At 41.2% G+C, this 20,037-nt stretch carries 14 protein-coding genes; 6 read left to right on the forward strand and 8 right to left on the reverse strand.

The window, feature by feature from the left end; genetic code table 11:
• Positions 1-39 precede the first annotated feature (39 nt).
• From secF to queA, 5 genes are all read right to left on the reverse strand, one after another.
• The gene (gene secF, locus ACIPUA_RS11530; protein ID WP_042846948.1) at positions 40-1,008 is read right to left on the reverse strand and encodes a protein translocase subunit SecF; all 969 of its coding nucleotides are present in this window, start codon (positions 1,006-1,008) and stop codon (positions 40-42) included.
• 10 nt (positions 1,009-1,018) lie between these two features.
• Positions 1,019-2,866 carry a protein translocase subunit SecD gene (secD, locus tag ACIPUA_RS11535; protein WP_071547706.1) on the reverse strand — a complete coding sequence of 616 codons (1,848 nt, stop codon included), beginning with the start codon at positions 2,864-2,866 and terminating at the stop codon, positions 1,019-1,021.
• Positions 2,867-2,892: 26 nt separating this feature from the next.
• Positions 2,893-3,225 carry a preprotein translocase subunit YajC gene (gene yajC / locus ACIPUA_RS11540; RefSeq protein ID WP_004905542.1) on the reverse strand — a complete coding sequence of 111 codons (333 nt, stop codon included), beginning with the start codon at positions 3,223-3,225 and terminating at the stop codon, positions 2,893-2,895.
• Between the two features lie 151 nt (positions 3,226-3,376).
• Positions 3,377-4,504 carry a tRNA guanosine(34) transglycosylase Tgt gene (tgt, locus tag ACIPUA_RS11545; RefSeq protein ID WP_042846950.1) on the reverse strand — a complete coding sequence of 376 codons (1,128 nt, stop codon included), beginning with the start codon at positions 4,502-4,504 and terminating at the stop codon, positions 3,377-3,379.
• Positions 4,505-4,592: 88 nt separating this feature from the next.
• Positions 4,593-5,663 (reverse strand): tRNA preQ1(34) S-adenosylmethionine ribosyltransferase-isomerase QueA, encoded by a 1,071-nt coding sequence (gene queA / locus ACIPUA_RS11550; RefSeq protein ID WP_042846951.1) that lies wholly within the window; start codon positions 5,661-5,663, stop codon positions 4,593-4,595.
• A 483-nt stretch (positions 5,664-6,146) separates the two neighbouring features.
• Between queA and ACIPUA_RS11555 the strand changes: the two genes are divergently transcribed.
• The 4 genes from ACIPUA_RS11555 (at position 6,147) to ggt (ending at position 10,449) form a co-directional block, all read left to right on the forward strand.
• Entirely contained in the window at positions 6,147-6,755 is a 609-nt protein-coding gene (locus ACIPUA_RS11555) for an acyl carrier protein phosphodiesterase (protein ID WP_042846952.1), read from the forward strand.
• A gap of 223 nt (positions 6,756-6,978) precedes the next feature.
• On the forward strand, positions 6,979-7,581 hold the full coding sequence (locus ACIPUA_RS11560) for a peroxiredoxin C (protein WP_042846953.1): 603 nt from the start codon (positions 6,979-6,981) through the stop codon (positions 7,579-7,581).
• A 270-nt stretch (positions 7,582-7,851) separates the two neighbouring features.
• A complete protein-coding gene (locus tag ACIPUA_RS11565) occupies positions 7,852-8,472 on the forward strand; it encodes a hypothetical protein (protein WP_042846954.1) in 621 nt (206 codons plus the stop codon).
• A 210-nt stretch (positions 8,473-8,682) separates the two neighbouring features.
• Entirely contained in the window at positions 8,683-10,449 is a 1,767-nt protein-coding gene (gene ggt / locus ACIPUA_RS11570; protein WP_449059694.1) for a gamma-glutamyltransferase, read from the forward strand.
• A 116-nt stretch (positions 10,450-10,565) separates the two neighbouring features.
• On the opposite strand, the gene brnQ is transcribed toward ggt, so the two are convergent.
• The 3 genes from brnQ to phoB all read right to left on the reverse strand — a co-directional run bounded on the left by brnQ (position 10,566) and on the right by phoB (position 14,406).
• Positions 10,566-11,891 (reverse strand): branched-chain amino acid transport system II carrier protein, encoded by a 1,326-nt coding sequence (gene brnQ, locus ACIPUA_RS11575; protein WP_048608400.1) that lies wholly within the window; start codon positions 11,889-11,891, stop codon positions 10,566-10,568.
• A gap of 491 nt (positions 11,892-12,382) precedes the next feature.
• Positions 12,383-13,693: a phosphate regulon sensor histidine kinase PhoR gene (phoR, locus tag ACIPUA_RS11580; RefSeq protein WP_042846957.1), complete on the reverse strand. Its 1,311-nt coding sequence runs from the start codon at positions 13,691-13,693 to the stop codon at positions 12,383-12,385.
• A 23-nt stretch (positions 13,694-13,716) separates the two neighbouring features.
• A complete protein-coding gene (gene phoB, locus ACIPUA_RS11585) occupies positions 13,717-14,406 on the reverse strand; it encodes a phosphate regulon transcriptional regulator PhoB (protein WP_042846958.1) in 690 nt (229 codons plus the stop codon).
• Positions 14,407-14,654: 248 nt separating this feature from the next.
• Here phoB and sbcD point away from each other — a divergent pair, with 248 nt between their 5' ends.
• Both sbcD and ACIPUA_RS11595 read left to right on the forward strand, forming a co-directional pair.
• On the forward strand, positions 14,655-15,860 hold the full coding sequence (gene sbcD / locus ACIPUA_RS11590) for an exonuclease subunit SbcD (RefSeq protein WP_042846959.1): 1,206 nt from the start codon (positions 14,655-14,657) through the stop codon (positions 15,858-15,860).
• Between the two features lie 11 nt (positions 15,861-15,871).
• Positions 15,872-19,555, forward strand: coding sequence for an AAA family ATPase (locus tag ACIPUA_RS11595; RefSeq protein ID WP_449059695.1), 3,684 nt, complete (start codon positions 15,872-15,874; stop codon positions 19,553-19,555).
• Positions 19,556-20,037 lie beyond the last annotated feature (482 nt).

The following is a 20,037-nucleotide window of genomic DNA, read 5'->3' on the forward strand; positions in this document are numbered from 1 at the left end:
CAACTATTTGAAGTGCTAATTGGCTTAGCCAGTTTTAAATTAAGGCAGTAATGACTCTTGGTCTGCACCTTCTTTTTCGACTTTCGCCTGCATCAAGTGCTCGCGTTTCATACCCATCTTCAGTGCTAATGCAGAAGCCACATAGATAGATGAAATAGTACCGATGGTTACACCGATTAACATAACCAATGAGAAGCCTTCCAGCATAGTGCCACCGAACAGATACAGCATCAGAACCACTAACAACGTTGTGGCCGATGTCATGATGGTACGGCTCAATGTTTGTGTTAAAGAGACGTTCATGATTTCGTACGGCGTACCACGACGAATTTTACGGAAGTTTTCACGGATACGGTCAGAAACAACGATACTGTCGTTCAGTGAGTAACCAATTACTGACATCAGTGATGCCACGATTGTCATATCTATTTCGATATGAAACAGAGACAAAATACCTAATGTGATCACCACGTCATGAGCGAGAGACAATACAGCCCCCGCGGCTAATCGCCATTCAAAACGAAAGCCGACATATACCAAGATACAAATTAGTGCAGTTAACAGTGCTAAAGCCCCTGTTTGCGCTAATTCGGCCCCGACACTCGGCCCAACGAATTCAATGCGTTTTACCGTCGCTTTATCATCTACACTCTGGTTAATGATGGTGATAATTTCTTTACCAACCTCTTGACCCGCAGCGCCTTCGATTGGCGGGATACGGATCATGATGTCACGGCTGCTACCAAAGTTCTGGATTAATGGATCTTTATGAGCCGAGTTAGACAAGCTATCTCGAATTTTATCCAAATCAGCAGGCTGACTTAAGTTGATCTCGATAACTGTCCCCCCAGTGAAATCTAACCCCCAGTTAAAACCTTTGAGGCCGATAATCACAAAAGAAGCGATCAGTAATACGATAGAAATACCAAAGGCAACGTTGTCCCAGCGCATAAAGTCATAGACTTTACGACCATAGTTCAATTGTTCAACAGAATAATCCTGTGCCACAACGTGCTCCTTAAATTGACAGCTTGTTAATACGTTTACCACCATAAAGCAGGTTCACGATTGCACGTGTACCAACAATAGCTGTAAACATAGAGGTTGCGACACCAATCGCTGTCGTAATCGCAAAGCCTTTAATCGACCCTGTACCCACTGCATAGAGAATAATAGCCGTGATTAATGTCGTTAAGTTTGCGTCTGTAATACTTGAGAAGGCGCCTTTATAACCTTCATGAATTGCTTGTTGAACAGACCTTCCGTTCCGCAACTCTTCTTTGATACGTTCGTTGATAAGAACGTTGGCATCGACTGCAACCGCAAGGGTGAGGACGATACCAGCAATACCTGGCATAGTTAGTGTCGCCCCCGGTAACAGAGACATAACCCCAACAATTAATACCAAGTTCGCCATCAGCGCACTACTGGCAATCAAGCCAAATTTACGATAGTAAATAATCATAAATAGAATTGATGCTAATAGACCCGCGATACAAGCTTTCAGGCCTTGTTCGATATTTTGCATACCCAAAGTTGGGCCGATGGTACGCTCTTCGACAATTTGGATTGGCGCAATCAACGCTCCCGCACGTAACAATAATGAAAGTTGACGAGCTTCTGTACCATTGTTGATGCCTGTGATACGGAATTTGCTACCAAAGCGAGCCGAAATACGTGCCGCGTTGATGACTTTTTCATCTTTCACTAAAATTGAACGGCCTGCTGCATCTTTTTTACCACTGTCTTTGTATTCAACAAACAGGGTTGCCATCAGTTTGTCTTGGTTATCACGCGTAAAATCGGACATGATAGAACCACCAGAACTATCAAGGCTGATGCTTACTTGTGGTGCACCATTTTCATCGGCTTCAGATGTTGAATCCGTAATATGATCCCCCGTTAAGATAACACGCTTATACAGTACATAAGGCATGCCTTCACGGTCATATTTCACTTCTGAATCACCTGGCACACGGCCACGTTCAGCAGCGGATGAATCAACACTGGTATTCACCAAACGGAATTCTAATGTTGCTGTAGCACCTAAAATCTCTTTTGCTCGAGCGGTGTCTTGAATTCCGGGTAATTCAACAACAATACGGTCAGCACCTTGACGTTGGACAAGTGGCTCAGCAACCCCTAATTGGTTTACTCGGTTGCGGATGATGGTAATATTCTGAGAAACCGCATAGTTACGAGCTTCACGTAAGCGCTCGTCGGTCATCACAGCGATCATCGTGTTGTCGCTACCATCACTAAACACTAAGTCTGGATATTTACGTGCTAGTGCTTTTTCTGCTTGGCTACGATCATCTGCGTTACGGAAACGGACTTCAACGCTATAATCATTGCCTTTACGAATAGAAGAGTACGCAATGCCTTCTTGACGCAGGTCATTACGTAAACCATCCATGTTTTGTTCCTGCAATTTACCTAATGCAGTGTCCATATCAACTTCCATCAGGAAGTGAACCCCACCACGCAAGTCAAGGCCGAGTTTCATCGGCTCACCGCCGATCATTTCAAGCCACTTAGGCGTCGCAGGTGCAAGGTTTAATGCAACAACATACTGATCACCTAGTGCATTCATGATCACTTCACGAGCACGTAACTGAACATCAGAGTTGTTGAACCGGGCTAAAATTGCCCCATTTTCCAGAGAGATTGATTTGCTCTGAATTTTATCATCTTGTAACGATTTTTGGATTTGGATCAGCGTTTGTTCATTGGCGGCGGTTCCCCGCACGCCAGTGATCTGAACAGCCGGATCCTCACCATATAGGTTTGGAAGCGCATAAAGCAGACCGATGAGGATCGCACAGATCAACATCAGATACTTCCACAAAGGATAACGGTTTAGCACGGCAGTTCCCTTCGGGAGAATCAGAATTAAATTGCTTTCATTGTGCCTTTAGGTAAAACAGCAGCAACGAAATCACGTTTGATGGTTACTTCTGTGTTCTCACTCAGTTCAAGAACCACATAACCGGTTTCAGATACTTTAGTCACACGCCCGATTAAACCGCCTGTTGTTAAAACTTCATCACCTTTAGTGATAGATTCCATCAATTTACGGTGTTCTTTCGCACGTTTTTGCTGTGGACGCAAAATCATGAAATAGAAGATCAGAGCGAAAACAACAAGCATGATAACCATAGTATATGGGCTACCTTGCGCTGGCGCACCTGCTGACGCTGCTGCTTCAGAAATAAAAAAACTCATTCAACTTTCCTCATTGTTTTATTGAAAGCAATTTAAAAATATACTCTATAAATACTTCGAATTACATAAAGCTAATAAGCGCATGCGCCTCAAAGTATGGTAAGTATCAGATTGATATGCTACACAGATTAGTAGCATTTCGCACTTAAATTCACTCGATATTTAATGAAGGTTCGGGTTTACCAATCTTCTGGTAGAAATCTTTCGCAAACTCTTCAAATTTTCCATTTTCGATTGCTTGGCGAATACCGGCCATCAAACGTTGATAATAACGTAAATTATGAATGGTATTGAGCCTTGCACCAAGAATTTCATTACACCTATCAAGGTGATGTAAATAAGCGCGGCTATAATGGCGACAAGTATAGCAGTCACAATCGGCATCCAATGTCGATGTATCTGATTTATACTTAGCATTACGAATTTTTACCACGCCATGTGTGACAAATAAATGCCCATTACGTGCATTTCGTGTCGGCATCACACAATCAAACATATCAATGCCACGGCGAACACCTTCCACTAAATCTTCCGGTTTGCCCACCCCCATTAAGTAACGTGGTTTATCTGCCGGAATTTGAGGGCAAACATGCTCTAAGATGCGGTGCATATCTTCTTTTGGTTCGCCTACAGCTAGGCCGCCTACAGCGTACCCATCGAAGCCAATTTCCACCAGCCCCTTAACTGAAATATCTCGTAAATCTTCGTAAACGCTGCCTTGGATAATGCCAAATAGTGCATTTTTATTGTTCAATTCGTCAAAACGTTGGCGGCTACGAGCAGCCCAACGTAACGACATTTCCATTGATGTCTTTGCGTAATCCCAATCTGCCGGATATGGCGTACACTCGTCAAAAATCATCACAATATCTGAACCGAGGTCATACTGAATTTCCATTGATTTTTCAGGGCTTAGGAAAATTTTCTCACCATTTATTGGGTTACGAAAATGCACGCCCTCCTCTTTAATTTTGCGCATAGCGCCAAGACTAAAGACTTGGAACCCCCCTGAATCCGTCAATATCGGCCCCTGCCATTGCATAAAATCATGAAGATCACCATGGAGCTTCATGACCTCTTGCCCTGGACGCAGCCACAGGTGGAAAGTATTCCCTAGAAGAATTTGAGCACCCGTTTCTTTTACTTCTTCAGGTGTCATGCCTTTTACAGTACCGTAGGTGCCTACTGGCATAAACGCGGGGGTTTCTACCACACCACGCTCAAATACTAAGCGACCACGACGTGCATTGCCGCTAGTCGTTTGTAATTCATATTTCACGTTTGCCTCCAAGCATCAGAAAAACAGTCTGATGCTGTCGATAATATTAATTTGCTAAGCTAGCAGCCAACGCCACCGCTCGAACTGATTATTCCCCAATTTTTTCGAATGGTGCATTCGCATTGGGTGTGATGAACATAGCATCACCGTAACTAAAGAAACGATACTTTTGTTCAACCGCCTCTTTGTACGCATTGATAGTATTTTTATATCCCGCAAACGCAGAAACCAACATAATTAATGTTGATTCTGGTAAGTGGAAATTAGTGATAAGTGCGTCTATCACTTGATATTCATACCCGGGATAAATAAAAATCTGGGTATCATCAAAAAATGGAGCAATCAAGGCATCTTGGCTAGCTTTAGCCGCACTTTCCAGTGAGCGCACAGACGTTGTCCCTACAGCAACAACGCGATTGCCACGCGCCTTACAGGCTAATACCGCATCAACCACATCTTGTGGCACTTCCGCATATTCGGAGTGCATAATGTGATCTTCGATAGTATCAACACGAACAGGTTGGAAAGTACCTGCGCCGACATGTAAGGTAACAAATGCCATTTCAACGCCTTTTTGGCGCAAAGCTTCAAGTAAAGGCTCGTCAAAGTGCAAACCCGCCGTTGGCGCTGCTACAGCCCCCGGTTTTTCACTATACACAGTTTGATAAAGCTCTTTATCCGCTTCTTCATCAGGCCGGTCGATGTAAGGGGGTAATGGCATATGACCAATTTGGTTTAAAATGCTCAAAACATCCCGTTCATCATCAAAACGCAGTTCAAATAAGGCACCGTGACGCGCCATCATCGTGGCTTTGACACTTTCATCTTCACCCAACAACAGTTCAGCCCCCTCTTTCGGTGCTTTTGATGCGCGAACATGGGCCAATACACGGTGTTGATCTAACATACGCTCAATGAGAACTTCAATTTTACCGCCGCTGACTTTGCGACCAAACAACCTTGCTGGGATCACGCGGGTATTATTGAATACCAGTAAATCCCCTTTCTCCAATTTTTCTAGAACATCTGTAAAAACACCATGCGTTAGCTGCCCCGAGCTTCCATCCAGACTTAATAAGCGGCAAGCGCTACGTTCCGCCTGTGGATAGTGGGCAATCAGTTCTTCAGGTAATTGAAAAGTAAAATCAGAAACACGCATTGTATTGACATCAATCTAAAAAAACAGGCGACTAGTCTAGTGCCGCACCGCCTTTGGCGCAAGAAATAAGCGCAAAATAGTATAAATATTCGCCATTATTTAACAAATATTTTGTTAGCAAAAAATTCTGCGTACTATTTATCCATTCAAAGAATGAATTATTTCTGTTTTGCTAAGATTTCATAACAAATTTATTTCAATCTTTTTTCTTTTGTTTCTCAATACTGATACCTATAAGCTGCAAATTAAGAAAGGTTTTTTACTCCATTTCAAGTCATGCCCTGTAAGTTTCGAATTAAACGTAATTACTGCTATAGTTTGAGCAATCAAAAAGTTAGCTAAGCTGCGCTACATGCCCTATGGGTTTCGAATCACAGGTAGGCAGCAAGTAAAGATATCCCGATGAGCATACATGAGTATGTGATTCGGGTGGCTTTACAAAGCTAACACCCCAGTGGTTTGAAAGACGACGGACATTTTAAAGTGAATTATTTAGCACACCTACACCTCGCTCATATCGCCCATAGTTCCCTATTGGGTAACATCATGGCTGACTACGTCCGCGGTAACCCTACTGGGCGATACTCACCTGAGATTGTCGCGGGTATATTTATGCACCGAACCGTCGATAGGGTCACCGATACTCACCCGCTAGTCAAAGAAGCGAAAGGCCTATTTCGTGATGAGTACCGCCGTGTTGCCCCTATTACATTAGATTTAGTCTGGGATCATTTTTTATCGCTACATTGGTCAACTCTTGAACCGACTCTGCCACTAGTAGATTTTGTGCGCTATTGCCGAAAAACAATTGAACCTCAACTGTGTCATACTCCTGAAAAATTCCAAGAGTTAAATGAATACTTGTGGCCACAACACTGGCTAATTCGTTATGCAGATAAAAACTATATAGGCAAATCACTCAATGGTATGGCCAGAAGGCGGCCAAAACTGGGGGCGCTAAGTGGTTCATTTGATGATTTTTTATTGCAATATAATCAGCTTGAAAATATTTTCTTCCAATTCTACCCACAAATGATGGCAAACGCGCTGCAACATTTTTTTGTACAAGATGTCACAATTAATACAAAGTAATAAATTAAAGCTTGCACTTTAATGGAATAAAACTATCTTATTGATATTAATTTCATAAAGCATTATGATTGATAGGCAAAACCTATCACAATAATTGGTTTAAATGCCTTTATTATCAAAAGATAATTCCTTATTCTTTTGGAAGTCTATGTCCTAAATATCCGTTTAGATTAAAAATGGATAAGGGCAAAAAACCTTTAATTCAAACTCATAGGAGTAAATTATGGTTCTGGTAACACGTCAAGCCCCTGACTTTACTGCTGCTGCTGTTTTAGGTAACGGTGAAATTGTTGATAACTTCAACCTGAAAAACCACCTGAACGGTCGTCCAGCTGTCATCTTCTTCTGGCCAATGGACTTTACTTTCGTTTGCCCTTCAGAGCTGATCGCATTTGACCACCGCTACGAAGAATTCAAAAAACGTGGTGTTGAAGTGGTTGGTGTTTCTTTTGACTCTGAGTTTGTTCATAACGCATGGCGTAAAACCCCTGTAGATAACGGTGGTATTGGTGAAGTTAAATATCCGATGGTTGCTGATATCAAACGTGAAATCATTAAAGCATACGGCATCGAACACCCAGATGCAGGTGTTGCACTGCGTGGTTCTTTCCTCGTCGATAAAAACGGTATTGTTCGCCACCAAGTAGTTAACGACCTACCATTAGGCCGTAACATCGATGAAATGATCCGTATGGTTGACGCTTTACAATTCCACGAAGAGCACGGTGATGTATGCCCAGCTCAGTGGGAAAAAGGTAAAGAAGGCATGAATGCATCTCCGAAAGGCGTTGCTGATTACCTGACTAAAAACTCTACCAAACTGTAATCCGTGATATGAGTTTTTAAAAAGCGGGCAGATGCCCGCTTTTTTATTTGCCTAAAATCCCCATTGTTCGCTACATATCATTACGTCAGAAAGTTCCCAAATCACGCCAAAACCCCACTTTCCCCCCTCATTCTTACTGTAAACCCTACTCCATTTATAATATGGTTACATTTAGCGACATTTAGTTACAAATTCATCATTTTTAGATGCTCCAATTAAACTATCGCATCTTTAATTTAAATAAAAATAACGAAAACTAGGTATAGGAAAATGAACTTAAAACTCGCAGCCTCAGTGGCTATTATCAGTGCATTGCTTGCTGGCTGTGACAACAGCCAAACCGCATCTGAAAGTAACTTCAAAAAATCCATCCAAGACTACCTTGATACTAGAAAAGTTATTTGCATCAATGTCGGTCAAATGCCAGCAGGCTTTATCACGAAATTTAGCGCTCGTAATATTGAACAACTCGATACCTTAGTTGATGCGGGCTTGCTAGCTAAAGCTGAAAAACAAGTCACCATGAAAGACATGTGGAGTGGGGAACATACTGGCGAAGGGGTTGAATATACGCTGACTAGTGAAGGTGAGAAATTCTACGACGAAAAACAATCTCAATTTTCGGGACGCGGTAGCTTTTGCACTGGCAAATTAGTCGTCAATGAAGTCACAAACTTTACTGAACCCGCTGAACGCGGTGGGCAGAAAATCTCTATAGCCAACTATACCCAAAAACTGGAAGATGTGGCTCCATGGGCTAAAAATGAAAAAGTGATGGCGGCTTACCCGCAAATTCAATCAGCACAAACACATGCTGAGCGTGCACAACAAAGCCCTCTCATTTTAACCAATAATGGCTGGGTCCACATGTCGTTGTTTAACAAAAAATAATATACTTTACGGGCTCTTTTTGAGCCCTTTTCCTATCCATATTTAATCCCTGCTTATTCATAAATAACCCTACCAAGTTAACACTTATTAACTCAAATATTCAACATTCCGCACTATTGTATGCTATACATTAAAAACACAAATAATTAACAAATCATTCATATTATTAATTTGTGTTACATCAAACCTTACCTTAACTGGGAGATACTAATGATCAGAACATCATTACGCCCTGCTGCTTTATTACTTTCCTTATTATTTTCAACTCAACTCTTTGCCGCATCAGAACCGGCCGTTGAAGCCAAGAAAGGCATGGTTGTTTCATCCCAACATTTAGCCTCGCAGATTGGTGCGGATATCCTCAAATCTGGTGGTAATGCTATAGATGCAGCTGTTGCTGTCGGTTATGCCCAAGCGGTTGTGAACCCATGCTGTGGTAATATTGGCGGCGGCGGCTTTATGACCATTCATTTGGCAGATGGAAAAGATTTATTTATCAACTTTAGAGAAACCGCTCCTGCCGCAGCAAGTGCTGATATGTATCTCGATAAAGAGGGTAAGTTAATCAAAGATGCCAGCCTGTATGGCTACCTAGCTTCCGGTGTACCGGGAACGGTCAAAGGCTTAGACTACGCCTTAGAAAAATATGGCACAATGAGCCGTCAACAGGTGATGGAGCCTGCTATCAAATTAGCTAGAGAAGGTTTTGTACTAACCCGTGCAGATACCGATGTGTTAGACACAACCACTGAGCGTTTTAAACAAGACCCAGAAGTCGCACGTATCTTCTTAAAACCTAATGGTAGCCCTTATCAACCAGGCGATTTATTAGTGCAAAGTGATTTAGCCAATACCCTAGAAAAAATTGCTAAAAATGGGCCTTCCGCCTTCTATGAGGGAGAAATCCCCAAAATTATCGAGGAAGCCTCAAAGAAAAATGGTGGTATTTTGACGGCAAAAGACTTTGCAGATTATACCATCACAGATACAACCCCTATTAGCTGTACATATAGAGGTTATAAATTCATTTCGGCGCCCCCCCCAAGTTCTGGAGGCGTTACCATTTGCCAAACCCTCAATATTTTAGAAGGCTATGACCTCAAAGAAATGGGCTTTAATTCTGCGGATTATATCCATACGCTAACTGAAGCTATGCGCCATGCTTATATGGATAGAAATACCTTCCTTGGTGACCCTGAATTTGTAGATAACCCAACAGAAAAACTACTGAGTAAAACTTACGCGGAAGAATTACGTAAGGAAATAAAACCTAACCAAGCAACACCATCAACTCAAGTTCAACCGGGTATGGGACCACACGAAAAACCAGAGACGACGCACTATTCTATCGTTGATGAAAAAGGTAACGCAGTTTCAACTACTTATACTATCAATGGTCGCTTTGGTTCTGTCGTGATCCCACCGGGGACAGGCTTCTTTCTAAACGATGAAATGGATGATTTTACGACTAAAGTGGGAGAAAAAAATCTATATGGTTTAGTACAAGGTGAGCGCAATTCTATTGCTCCGGGTAAACGCCCCCTGTCCTCAATGAGCCCAACCATTGTCACCAAAGATGGCAAGGTATTCTTAGTATTAGGCTCGCCTGGTGGCTCAAGAATTATTTCTATCACCTTACAAACAGCATTAAATATTATTGACCACGGTATGCCACCACAAGAAGCTGTTAATGCACCGAGGATCCATCATCAATGGTTACCAGATGAAGTGTATTATGAGCAAAGAGGTGTCTCTAAAGATAGCTTAGCCCTGCTTGATAAAATGGGTTACAAGATGGTTGAACAAACCCCTTGGGGCGCAGCTGAGCTGATTATGGTCGCCATTCCAGAAGGAGCTGGCGTCAGTGCCAAATCATCAGGCAATGATTCTGCTGTTTCAGGAAAAGTACGTGAAGGCTTTATTTATGGCTCTAACGATGTCCGACGCCCTGCTGGGAGTGCCGTTGGGGTTGACTAATACCTGAAAAAAATGCCCCCGCCATAATGACGGGGGCATTTAAACTTGCGAACAAAGAAGGATAAAATGTATTTTCCTCTTTGTCTTATTAGCTAAAAATCAGCATGTGAATTAGATTACGCTTGTTTATGTTGCGCCGCCGGTGACACAAATTTATCACACAAAATTGCAACCACTAACACAACAATTGTTGGCAATACCCATACTAAATCTTGCTTATACAGTGGCATTGCTGTCATCCACTCAGGGATATACACTTTTAAGTGATCAGAGGCTTTAACTGCGCCAATTAAACCAACAACAAAACTAACTAACATGGTTGGGGCAATAACCACGGTCGGATTCTTCCACCACTTCAGAGTAAAACTCAATAAAATCAAAACAATACATGGTGGATAAATAGAGACCAACACGGGGTATGAAAACGCAATTAGTTTACTTAAACCAAGGTTTGATATCACCATGGAGAAAACCCCTAGGATCAAAACTAATTTACGATAAGAAATAGATACATAGCGGCTAAAAAATTCTGCACATGCACAGGTTAAACCAACCGCAGTAACCATACACGCCACAAAAATTAATACGGCTAAGAAGAAACTGCCATAGTTACCGAAAGTGTATTGTACATATGTATGCAGAATATCTGCACCATCTGCTGGGTTAGGGATTAAAGAACCGCTATTTTCGCCCAGTTTAAATAAGGATAAATAAACCAGCGTTAATAATACCCCAGCAATTAAACCTGCCCACATCGTATAACGCGTCAATAACGAAGAGTTTTCAATCCCCCTTGAGCGGGCGGCATTAACAATGACAATACCAAATACCATGGCACCAAGAGTATCCATGGTCAAATAACCATTAATGAAACCATTGGAGAAAGCCATTTCACGGTAATCTACCGTTGAAGGGATTGGGTCGCCTGCAGGCCACATTACCGCAGCCACGCCTAAAATAGCTAAAGCAAGCATTTTTACAGGGGCCAAGATGTGCCCTACGCTATCTAGTAATTTACCCGGATACAGTGAAATACCAATAACTAAGACAAAGTACACTAGGCTGTAGATCAGTAACAACATGTCAGATTCACCACCAAATAATGGTGCGATACCGACTTTATAGGACACTGTTGCCGTTCTTGGTGTAGCGAAAAGAGGGCCGACAGATAGATAAGCAATAACCGCGAGTAGTAACCCTGCCGTTTTCCCCACTGGGGTACTAAGGGCTTCAATCCCCCCACCCACTTTAGCAAGGGCAATAACGGTTAAAACGGGTAGACCGACACCTGTAACAAGAAACCCAAGTGCTGCCGTCCAAACTTGTTCCCCTGCCTGCAAACCAACCATAGGCGGGAAGATAATATTCCCAGCCCCAACAAATAACGCAAAGGTCATAAAACCTAATGCGATGATATCTCTAGATGATAAACGATGAGCCATATTATGTTAATTTTTAGTGACGAAAATAGAAAGTTATGGGTTTACACTTAGCAACCCTTTGAAATATATATAGCGAGATAGAATTCTGAGAAACATACTATTAACAATACAAAAAGGTATGTTCTTTTGCATTTGACAAAATGAAAAATTAATAAACAGAAAAATTCGCCAATAACTGACAACAAGTAGAACTTTTATAGGGCAAAAAGGCAATAGCAAACGTGAAAACAAGAGTAAATCACTAAACTAATTTTCAGAACCAGTGATTCCTTTCAGTAAAATCACAATCCCCGTTATATGATTTGCTCGAAAAATAAACAACCCATCATTTTGTCACCCCCATATTTCGATAATTTTCAGGATATATTTTTTCAAAATGAACAGTTGGTGGGATAAAATATAAAAAAAATGAATTAATAGAATTAATCAATCGATTAATAAAAAGAATCCACTTTATTAATATTTTGATTCTATTAATAAAGTGGAGTTATTTATGACTTTTTAAGGTTTTTATCATCAACAATTAACACCGTTGGTAAAGTAAATGAAAATTCACTCCCTTTACCAATCTGGCTAGTCACCACTAATTGGCTACTATGATGTTGAACCGCATGTTTGACGATAGCTAACCCAAGACCTGTCCCACCGCCGCCTTGCCGTGAACGCGCTTTATCTACCCGATAAAACCGCTCAGTGAGGCGTGGAATATGTTCTGCAGGGATACCTGGGCCATTGTCCCTCACGCTAAAACGTGCACCACTATAATTTCTTTGCCAATCAACCCAAATCTTTGACCCTTCCGGTGTATGACTTATTGCGTTATACACTAAGTTTGCAACCGCGCTACGTAACTGCTCTTCATTGCCATGAACCCGCAGTTTTTCATCAATATTAAACACAAACTGATGACGCCCCTGACTTAAACTCAGAGCTTCTTGCTCAATCATTTTGAGAATCAATGGGATATTAACTTGTTCATCAAGGTTGATTTGTGGGGCAATTTCAATACGGGATAACTGCAACAGTTGCTTAACTAAATTATCCATCCGCTGCGTTTGCTCTTGCATAACATGCAAGGCTTTTTTATTAACTGCAGATACCCCTTCTTGGTCATCCATCACTTCAAGATAACCCTGAATAACGGTAAGAGGAGTACGTAATTCATGGCTTACATTCGCAAAAAAATCCCTACGAGCCTTTTCCAAACGGCGTTTTTCTGTGACATCTCGTGCCACCATCAATAACTGCCCTTCGGTATAAGGTAAGATACGAAACTCAACAATCTCACCACTATTAAGCTCAATAGTTAGCGCTTGCTCGTAATTTTTAATGGAAAAATAACGGCTAAAATCAGGGTAACGCAACAAATTAAAAATATGTTGGCCATTATCTTCTGGCCAGCGAAAACCCAGTAAAGCTTGGGCGTGACGATTACACCAAAAAATCGTCCCTTCGGTTGTCATCATGACTACCGCATCAGGTAAGGATTCAGCACCACTTCGAAAACGTTTAATTAATTGGCCTAATTCACGACGGCGCTTACGGTTACGTTGCTGCATCTGGTAGATACCGTAAAAGATAGGCTCCCAACCTCCACGCCCTTCCGGTGGCAGCATACTTTTATCTAACCAGAGCCAATAGGAAAGTTTTAATAAATTATACCCATGCCAAACCAGCGCGGCCAGCAGTGATATCACCAATAACCAAGGTAAGTGGCCAATAAAAACTGATAATATCAGTGCTGGTAAGATAAATAAAAACAGCCCTAAAATCAGCTGTTTAATGGATAAGCGTTCAAGCACGCATGCCTCTCTTTAGGTAGTTTTCAATAACGAACCGAGAAACGATAACCTGTACCGCGCACAGTTTGAACCATTTTATCATGCCCACCAATTTCCAACGCTTTTCGCAAACGCCGAATATGCACATCTACAGTTCTATCTTCCACATACACATTAGCCCCCCAGACATAATTCAATAACTGTTCACGGCTATATACACGCTCTGGGTGGGTCATAAAGAAATGTAAGAGCTTATACTCTGTCGGCCCCATATCAATAGGCGTCTCATTACTGGTCACACGATGGGAAGTTGGATCTAGCGTTAACCCATTCATTTCAATAATATCTTCTGTTGCCATTGGTGAAATGCGACGTAAAATCGCCTTCACTCGGGCAATTAATTCTTTTGGGGAAAACGGCTTAATCAAATAGTCATCAGCGCCAACTTCTAAACCTTTTACGCGATCTTCCTCTTCTCCCCGAGCCGTCAACATCATGACTGGAACATCACGCGTGGCGCTATCACGCTTCATGTGTTTAATCACTTGGATACCAGAACCACCGGGGATCATCCAATCAAGTAATACTAAATCAGGTAAAGGGTCGACCATCTGAGCGATGGCACTGTCATAATCATCAGCTTCAATAGGCTGAAAACCATTCTGTTCTAACACAAAACAAACCATTTCTCGGATGGGCGCTTCATCTTCAACAACTAGAATGCGTCTTGCCATGATTGTTCCTGTAAACTAAGAAGACATTTTTAATGTGAACGCATTATGCGTCACTTTTATGACAGAATTATGAATATCAATCTATATAGTACACATTCCTCTATATTTTAGCGGTTAAATGTCATCTAAGTGAAATATTTCCGCAATAGATGAGAAATTAATTGACTTTCCCCTATGAATTAGCGGGATCAGGTATACTGATTTGTAGAATATTCATAGCTCTTAATGATGATAGGAACTGATTACTCATGCGCATTATTCATACTTCTGACTGGCACCTTGGTCAGTACTTTTTTACCAAAAGCCGTGCGCCTGAGCACCAACACTTCTTAAATTGGCTCGTTGAACAAGTCGAATTATACCAAGTTGATGCCATCATTGTTGCTGGCGATATTTTTGATACAGGCTCACCACCAAGCTATGCACGTGAGTTATACAATAAGTTTATTGTTAATTTGCAAAAAACAGGGTGCCAATTAGTGATATTAAGTGGCAACCACGATTCCGTCTCTGTGCTCAATGAGTCTAGCGCATTGCTTAGCTATCTTAATACTCACGTTATAACTTCAAGTAGTGAACCCAATGTTATTACCTTGTACGATAAACAGTCACAGCCAGCCGCTTTAGTGTGTGCAATTCCATTTCTGCGACCACGCGATATTCAACTAAGTATTGCGGGGCAAAGTATTGAAGAAAAACAACAATCATTGCAAACAGCGATCCATAACCATTACCAAGTCAGTTATCAACTAGCCCTTGAACAGCGTACAACAATGGGGTTAGATCTTCCTATTATCGCAACAGGGCACCTAACCGTTGTCGGTGCCGCTTTAACGGATTCTGTTCGTGATATTTATATCGGTACTTTAGATGCTTTCCCATCAGGGGCATTTCCCCCCGCAGATTATATCGCTCTTGGGCATATTCATCGCCCTCAGGTTATTGGCGGGAACCAACATATTCGTTACTGTGGTTCCCCCATCGCACTAAGTTTTGATGAGACATCCCAGCAAAAAAGTATTTGTTTGGTCGAATTCAATGGCGCTAAACTCACTCAAATCACACAACTAGAAATCCCTATTATTCAACCACTGCAAAGCATTAAAGGGTCATTAAAAGACATAGAAAAACAACTCGAAGCATGGGGAAATTACCAAGGCGATAAGCCCGTTTGGCTAGATATCGAGGTCGCTTCCCAAGATTACCTTGCTGATATTCAACAACGTATTGAATCTCTAACACACAACCTACCCGTTGAAATTGTTTTGCTACGTCGCGCTCGTAAACTACGACAAGGGCAATCAACCACTTTAGCTAATGAAACTCTGAGTGAACTCAGTGTCGAGGACGTTTTCTTACGTCGTCTGGCTGAAGGGGAATTAGACGACCCTGAACGTGAGCAGCGTCTTATCCAACTATTTAAACAATCTTACGACGCATTACGCCAAGAGTAGCAAGGAGCAATATGAAAATTTTAAGTTTACGCCTAAAAAATATTAACTCCCTCAAAGGTGAATGGAAAATCGACTTTACCCAAGAGCCTTTCGCTAGCAATGGGTTATTTGCGATCACCGGCGCAACAGGTGCAGGTAAAACCACCCTACTTGATGCAATTTGCTTAGCTTTATACCACCGAACTCCTCGCTTAAAGACCATTTCTAACTCACAAAATGAGCTAATGACCCGTCATACTGGAGAGTGCCTAACAGAGGTCGAGTTTGAGGTAAAAGGCAAAGCTTATCGTGCCTTTTGGAGCCAACGGCGGGCAGGAGGCAAACCCGATGGGAATCTACAACAACCAAAAGCAGAACTCGCTACCGTTGCTGACAACCAAATACTGACAGTAAAAATAACTGAAATAAAAGATTTAATCGCCCAAATTACAGGCCTAGATTATGAACGCTTTACTAAATCTATATTGCTCTCCCAAGGGGATTTTGCCGCCTTTTTAAACGCATCTGAAAAAGAACGAGCCGACTTACTCGAAGAAATTACTGGCACTGAAATCTATAGCCAAATCTCGATATATATTTTTAATCAACATAAGCAAGCCAAAATTGATTTAGACCTACTGAAAGCTAAAGCTCAAGCTATTAATTTACTTAGCGTATCTGAACATCAATCACTGCTAGAAAAACAAACAGGGCTATTACAACAAGAAACGCAACTCAAACAAAAGCGTGACCACCACCAGCAAGCCATTAATTGGTGGAAGCAATTCCATCAGCTCACTCAACGAATGCAATCATTAGACAGCGAATTAAAAAATGCTGAGTTGGCGCTAGAGAATGCACAACCCCAATTGAAAAAATTAGCTGACAATAGCCCAGCAGAGCTTCTTCGCCCCTTATGGCAAGATATCGAGCGCCAACAGCAACTACTCACTGAACAAATGGAGAAACAAACTCGCCTGCATAATGCCTTAACGATAAAACAAGGTGAACGAACCCCTGTTCAACAAAAATTAATACAAGCCCAAAATGATTATCAACAACATATTAATTTCACGAAACAACAGCACCAACTCATTGAGGAAATTGTTCGCCCACTTGACAATCAAATTGCGCAATTAAAGCAGCAACAGGTTGAATTTACTAAACAAATAACAGAGCAGCAAGCTTCTTTTACGCTGAAGCAACAACAAGTCATTGAAGCGCAAAATCATATTCAAAGCGCAACCCAAGAATTAGCGCAGTTGCATATATTTTTAGAAGAAAAACATAAAGATGCCGACATTCATACGCAAATAGGTAGTTGGAAACAACAGAGCCAGTTTGTCTTTGAATTAGCCGACAAACGGGCTAATTTAACTCAAAAACAACAAACGCTCGCACATGAAACTCAGCAATTACAAAAAAACAACCAACAGCACTCACAACAACTAACCCAAAAACGTGCCGAACTAGAACAACACACGGCGGTATTTCGTCAATTAGAAGAACGCTACAAAAATAGCAAACAAGAACAAGACATTAAGGTTAACACTCAACGCATTGAGCAAATACAGAACCGCCTACAACACGCTAAGTTGCTGCCATTAATGTTATCCCAATACCTCGCAACTCAGGCACAGTTCCAGCAACACCACCTACAGCAAGCTGAAATAGCACAAGCTCTCGCTCAATCTGAAAAAGAGCTAGATATAACCAAGGTAAAAATTAATGAGTTAACCCCACTCATTAAACTAACAAATGAAAAGTTGCAGCTAGAGCGGAAAATTGTCAGTTTAGAAAATGAACGCCAACACCTTATCGCCGGTGAACCTTGCCCATTATGTGGAGCAACTGAACACCCAGCAGTCGATAAATATAAATCTATTCATCTGAGCGAAACACAAAGTCAGTTGAACGAGTTAACCGAAAAAATGGATAACCTCAAACAACATCATGCTGGGCTGGTATCATTATTAGCAACACAAAACCAACGCCAAAGCGAAAACATACAACAACAGCAGAAAGTTAAAACGCAATTAGAAGAACTTACTCACCATTGGCAAAAAACATGTGAGCAAGCACTTACACCAAAACTTGCTCAGAACGAACAATCCGTAACCAAATTAATTGATGAGTTGACTTGCCAACTGGCCTCCCAACAAAAAATCGTTGCCGATTTTGCGACGTTGGAACACGAATACCAACAAGCAAAACACCAGCAACATGAACTACAAGCCAGTTTTAACCAATTACAGGCTGACCAATTATTAATCGAGGAACGCCTGAAATACCAAACACAGTTATTTGATGAAACCCAAAAAGAACAATGCCAGATACAACAGCGCGAACGCGAACAAATAGGTCAACTACAATTAGCATTAGCCCCTTTTGACCTCAACTTACCGGAAAGCGAAACATTTGATACATGGCTAACTGAAGTCACTCAACGGGGTGAGTTTTTTAATACTCAAAAAATGTTGGCACAAACACTCAGCCAACAAATTGATGTTAGTAATGCGACATTACAATCAGAGTCCAACCAGCTAAACAAGCTTAACCAACAGCTCGATAACGATAAACATCAATTAAAACGCATTGAAATCGATTTAGAACAGAAATCTACTTTGCGAAAAACACACCTTTCAGGGCTCCCTGTGAGTCAATATATTCAGCGATTGAATACAAAACAGGAAATGCTTTCCCAAGCACAGGAAGCACTGCATAAGCAACTCAATGAGATTGATAATGCAATTTCTGTAATGAATGGAAGTTACCAAGAATTAATTGAAATAACCCGTAAGACCACCACAGCGCGGGATCAGGCTGAGTCGCAATTCACACAAGCGCTGGAGAACAGCCCATTTAGCAGACAACAAAAATTCCTCGATGCTTTATTAACCTCAGAGGAAAAACAACTGTTAGAAGAATTAAAGCAACGCGTCAATCAAAACCTTTTACAAAATCAAACACGCCATAAAGAATGCCAACTCGCGATAGAAGCGCTAAAGCAACAAGTGATTACGGGTTTTTCTGATATCCCTGAAGAGCAAATACACACCACTATTATTGCTCTTGATGAAGAAATTAAACAGTTAAACCAAGAACAAGGCCAAATTATTAACCAGTTAGGGATGGACAAGCAACTACGCCAGCAGCAGCAAGGTTTGCTACAGGAAATAGAAAAAAGCCAATTAAGCTATGATGATTGGAGCTACTTAAGTGGGCTGATTGGTTCCGCCGAAGGGGATAAATTCCGTCGTTATGCACAAGGATTGACTTTAGACTGTTTAGTGTCTCTTGCTAATCAACAACTTGATAAACTACATGGCCGCTATTTATTACAGCGGAATCATCAGTCTAACCTTGAGTTGCAAGTCATCGATGGCTGGCAAGCTGATACCGTGAGGGATATTAAAACCTTATCTGGAGGGGAAAGTTTCTTAGTCAGTTTAGCGTTAGCACTAGCGTTATCGGACATGGTGAGTAACCGCACACAATTAGAATCACTCTTTTTAGATGAAGGCTTTGGCACTTTAGATGCTGAAACCTTAGATATTGCTCTTGATGCATTAGAAAGTTTAAACGCATCTGGTAAAACCATCGGTGTAATTAGCCATATTGAAGCAATGAAAGAACGCATTCCCGTTCAAATTGCAGTAAAAAAGGCCAATGGGCTTGGCTTTAGCGAACTCCCTGCACAGTACCGGGTAAATTGACTGCCTTTATGATAGTGAGTACACACTTAATTTGTTGAAATCCTAGGCTAAGCCATACAGAGAGAGCATGACAAAACAATTAACCATAGTATCAGCTTATTGGTTGTAACAACGAGCAATAAGCTGACCTTAAATTTGCTAAACCAACAAAACTGTACCACACTGAATGAGTCAAAAAATATATCAATGATAACTTTGGTGGCTCAAAATTTTAAATGACCAAAGGCCTTAACTAGCTAGATTGAGCTTAATTATTTATCACTTTACCTAGTGGGGTCTTACGCCACCCCATTGGGTTTTTCTTTTGAACTTATATATTATTGATGGTCTTTCTACTCTCTCAATTTTTTTCTTTCAATTTAATTTATTTTTCCTATTTATATTCCATAATATTCCTACGACCAACAAAAAACAACACCTAATCAATTGATATTATTGAAAATAATAATATTTAAAACTTAAATCAAAATTTTGAACCTTAT

The sequence above is a fragment of the Providencia sp. AGC89 genome, assembly GCF_053543535.1.

Bases quoted from the DNA above. Each gene is read 5' to 3' on its own strand.
- yajC (WP_004905542.1), bottom strand. From the start codon at position 3,225: ATGAGTTTTTTTATTTCTGAAGCAGCAGCGTCAGCAGGTGCGCCAGCG.
- queA (WP_042846951.1), bottom strand. From the start codon at position 5,663: ATGCGTGTTTCTGATTTTACTTTTCAATTACCTGAAGAACTGATTGCC.
- ACIPUA_RS11560 (WP_042846953.1), top strand. From the start codon at position 6,979: ATGGTTCTGGTAACACGTCAAGCCCCTGACTTTACTGCTGCTGCTGTT.
- ACIPUA_RS11565 (WP_042846954.1), top strand. From the start codon at position 7,852: ATGAACTTAAAACTCGCAGCCTCAGTGGCTATTATCAGTGCATTGCTT.
- ggt (WP_449059694.1), top strand. From the start codon at position 8,683: ATGATCAGAACATCATTACGCCCTGCTGCTTTATTACTTTCCTTATTA.
- brnQ (WP_048608400.1), bottom strand. From the start codon at position 11,891: ATGGCTCATCGTTTATCATCTAGAGATATCATCGCATTAGGTTTTATG.
- phoB (WP_042846958.1), bottom strand. From the start codon at position 14,406: ATGGCAAGACGCATTCTAGTTGTTGAAGATGAAGCGCCCATCCGAGAA.
- sbcD (WP_042846959.1), top strand. From the start codon at position 14,655: ATGCGCATTATTCATACTTCTGACTGGCACCTTGGTCAGTACTTTTTT.
- ACIPUA_RS11595 (WP_449059695.1), top strand. From the start codon at position 15,872: ATGAAAATTTTAAGTTTACGCCTAAAAAATATTAACTCCCTCAAAGGT.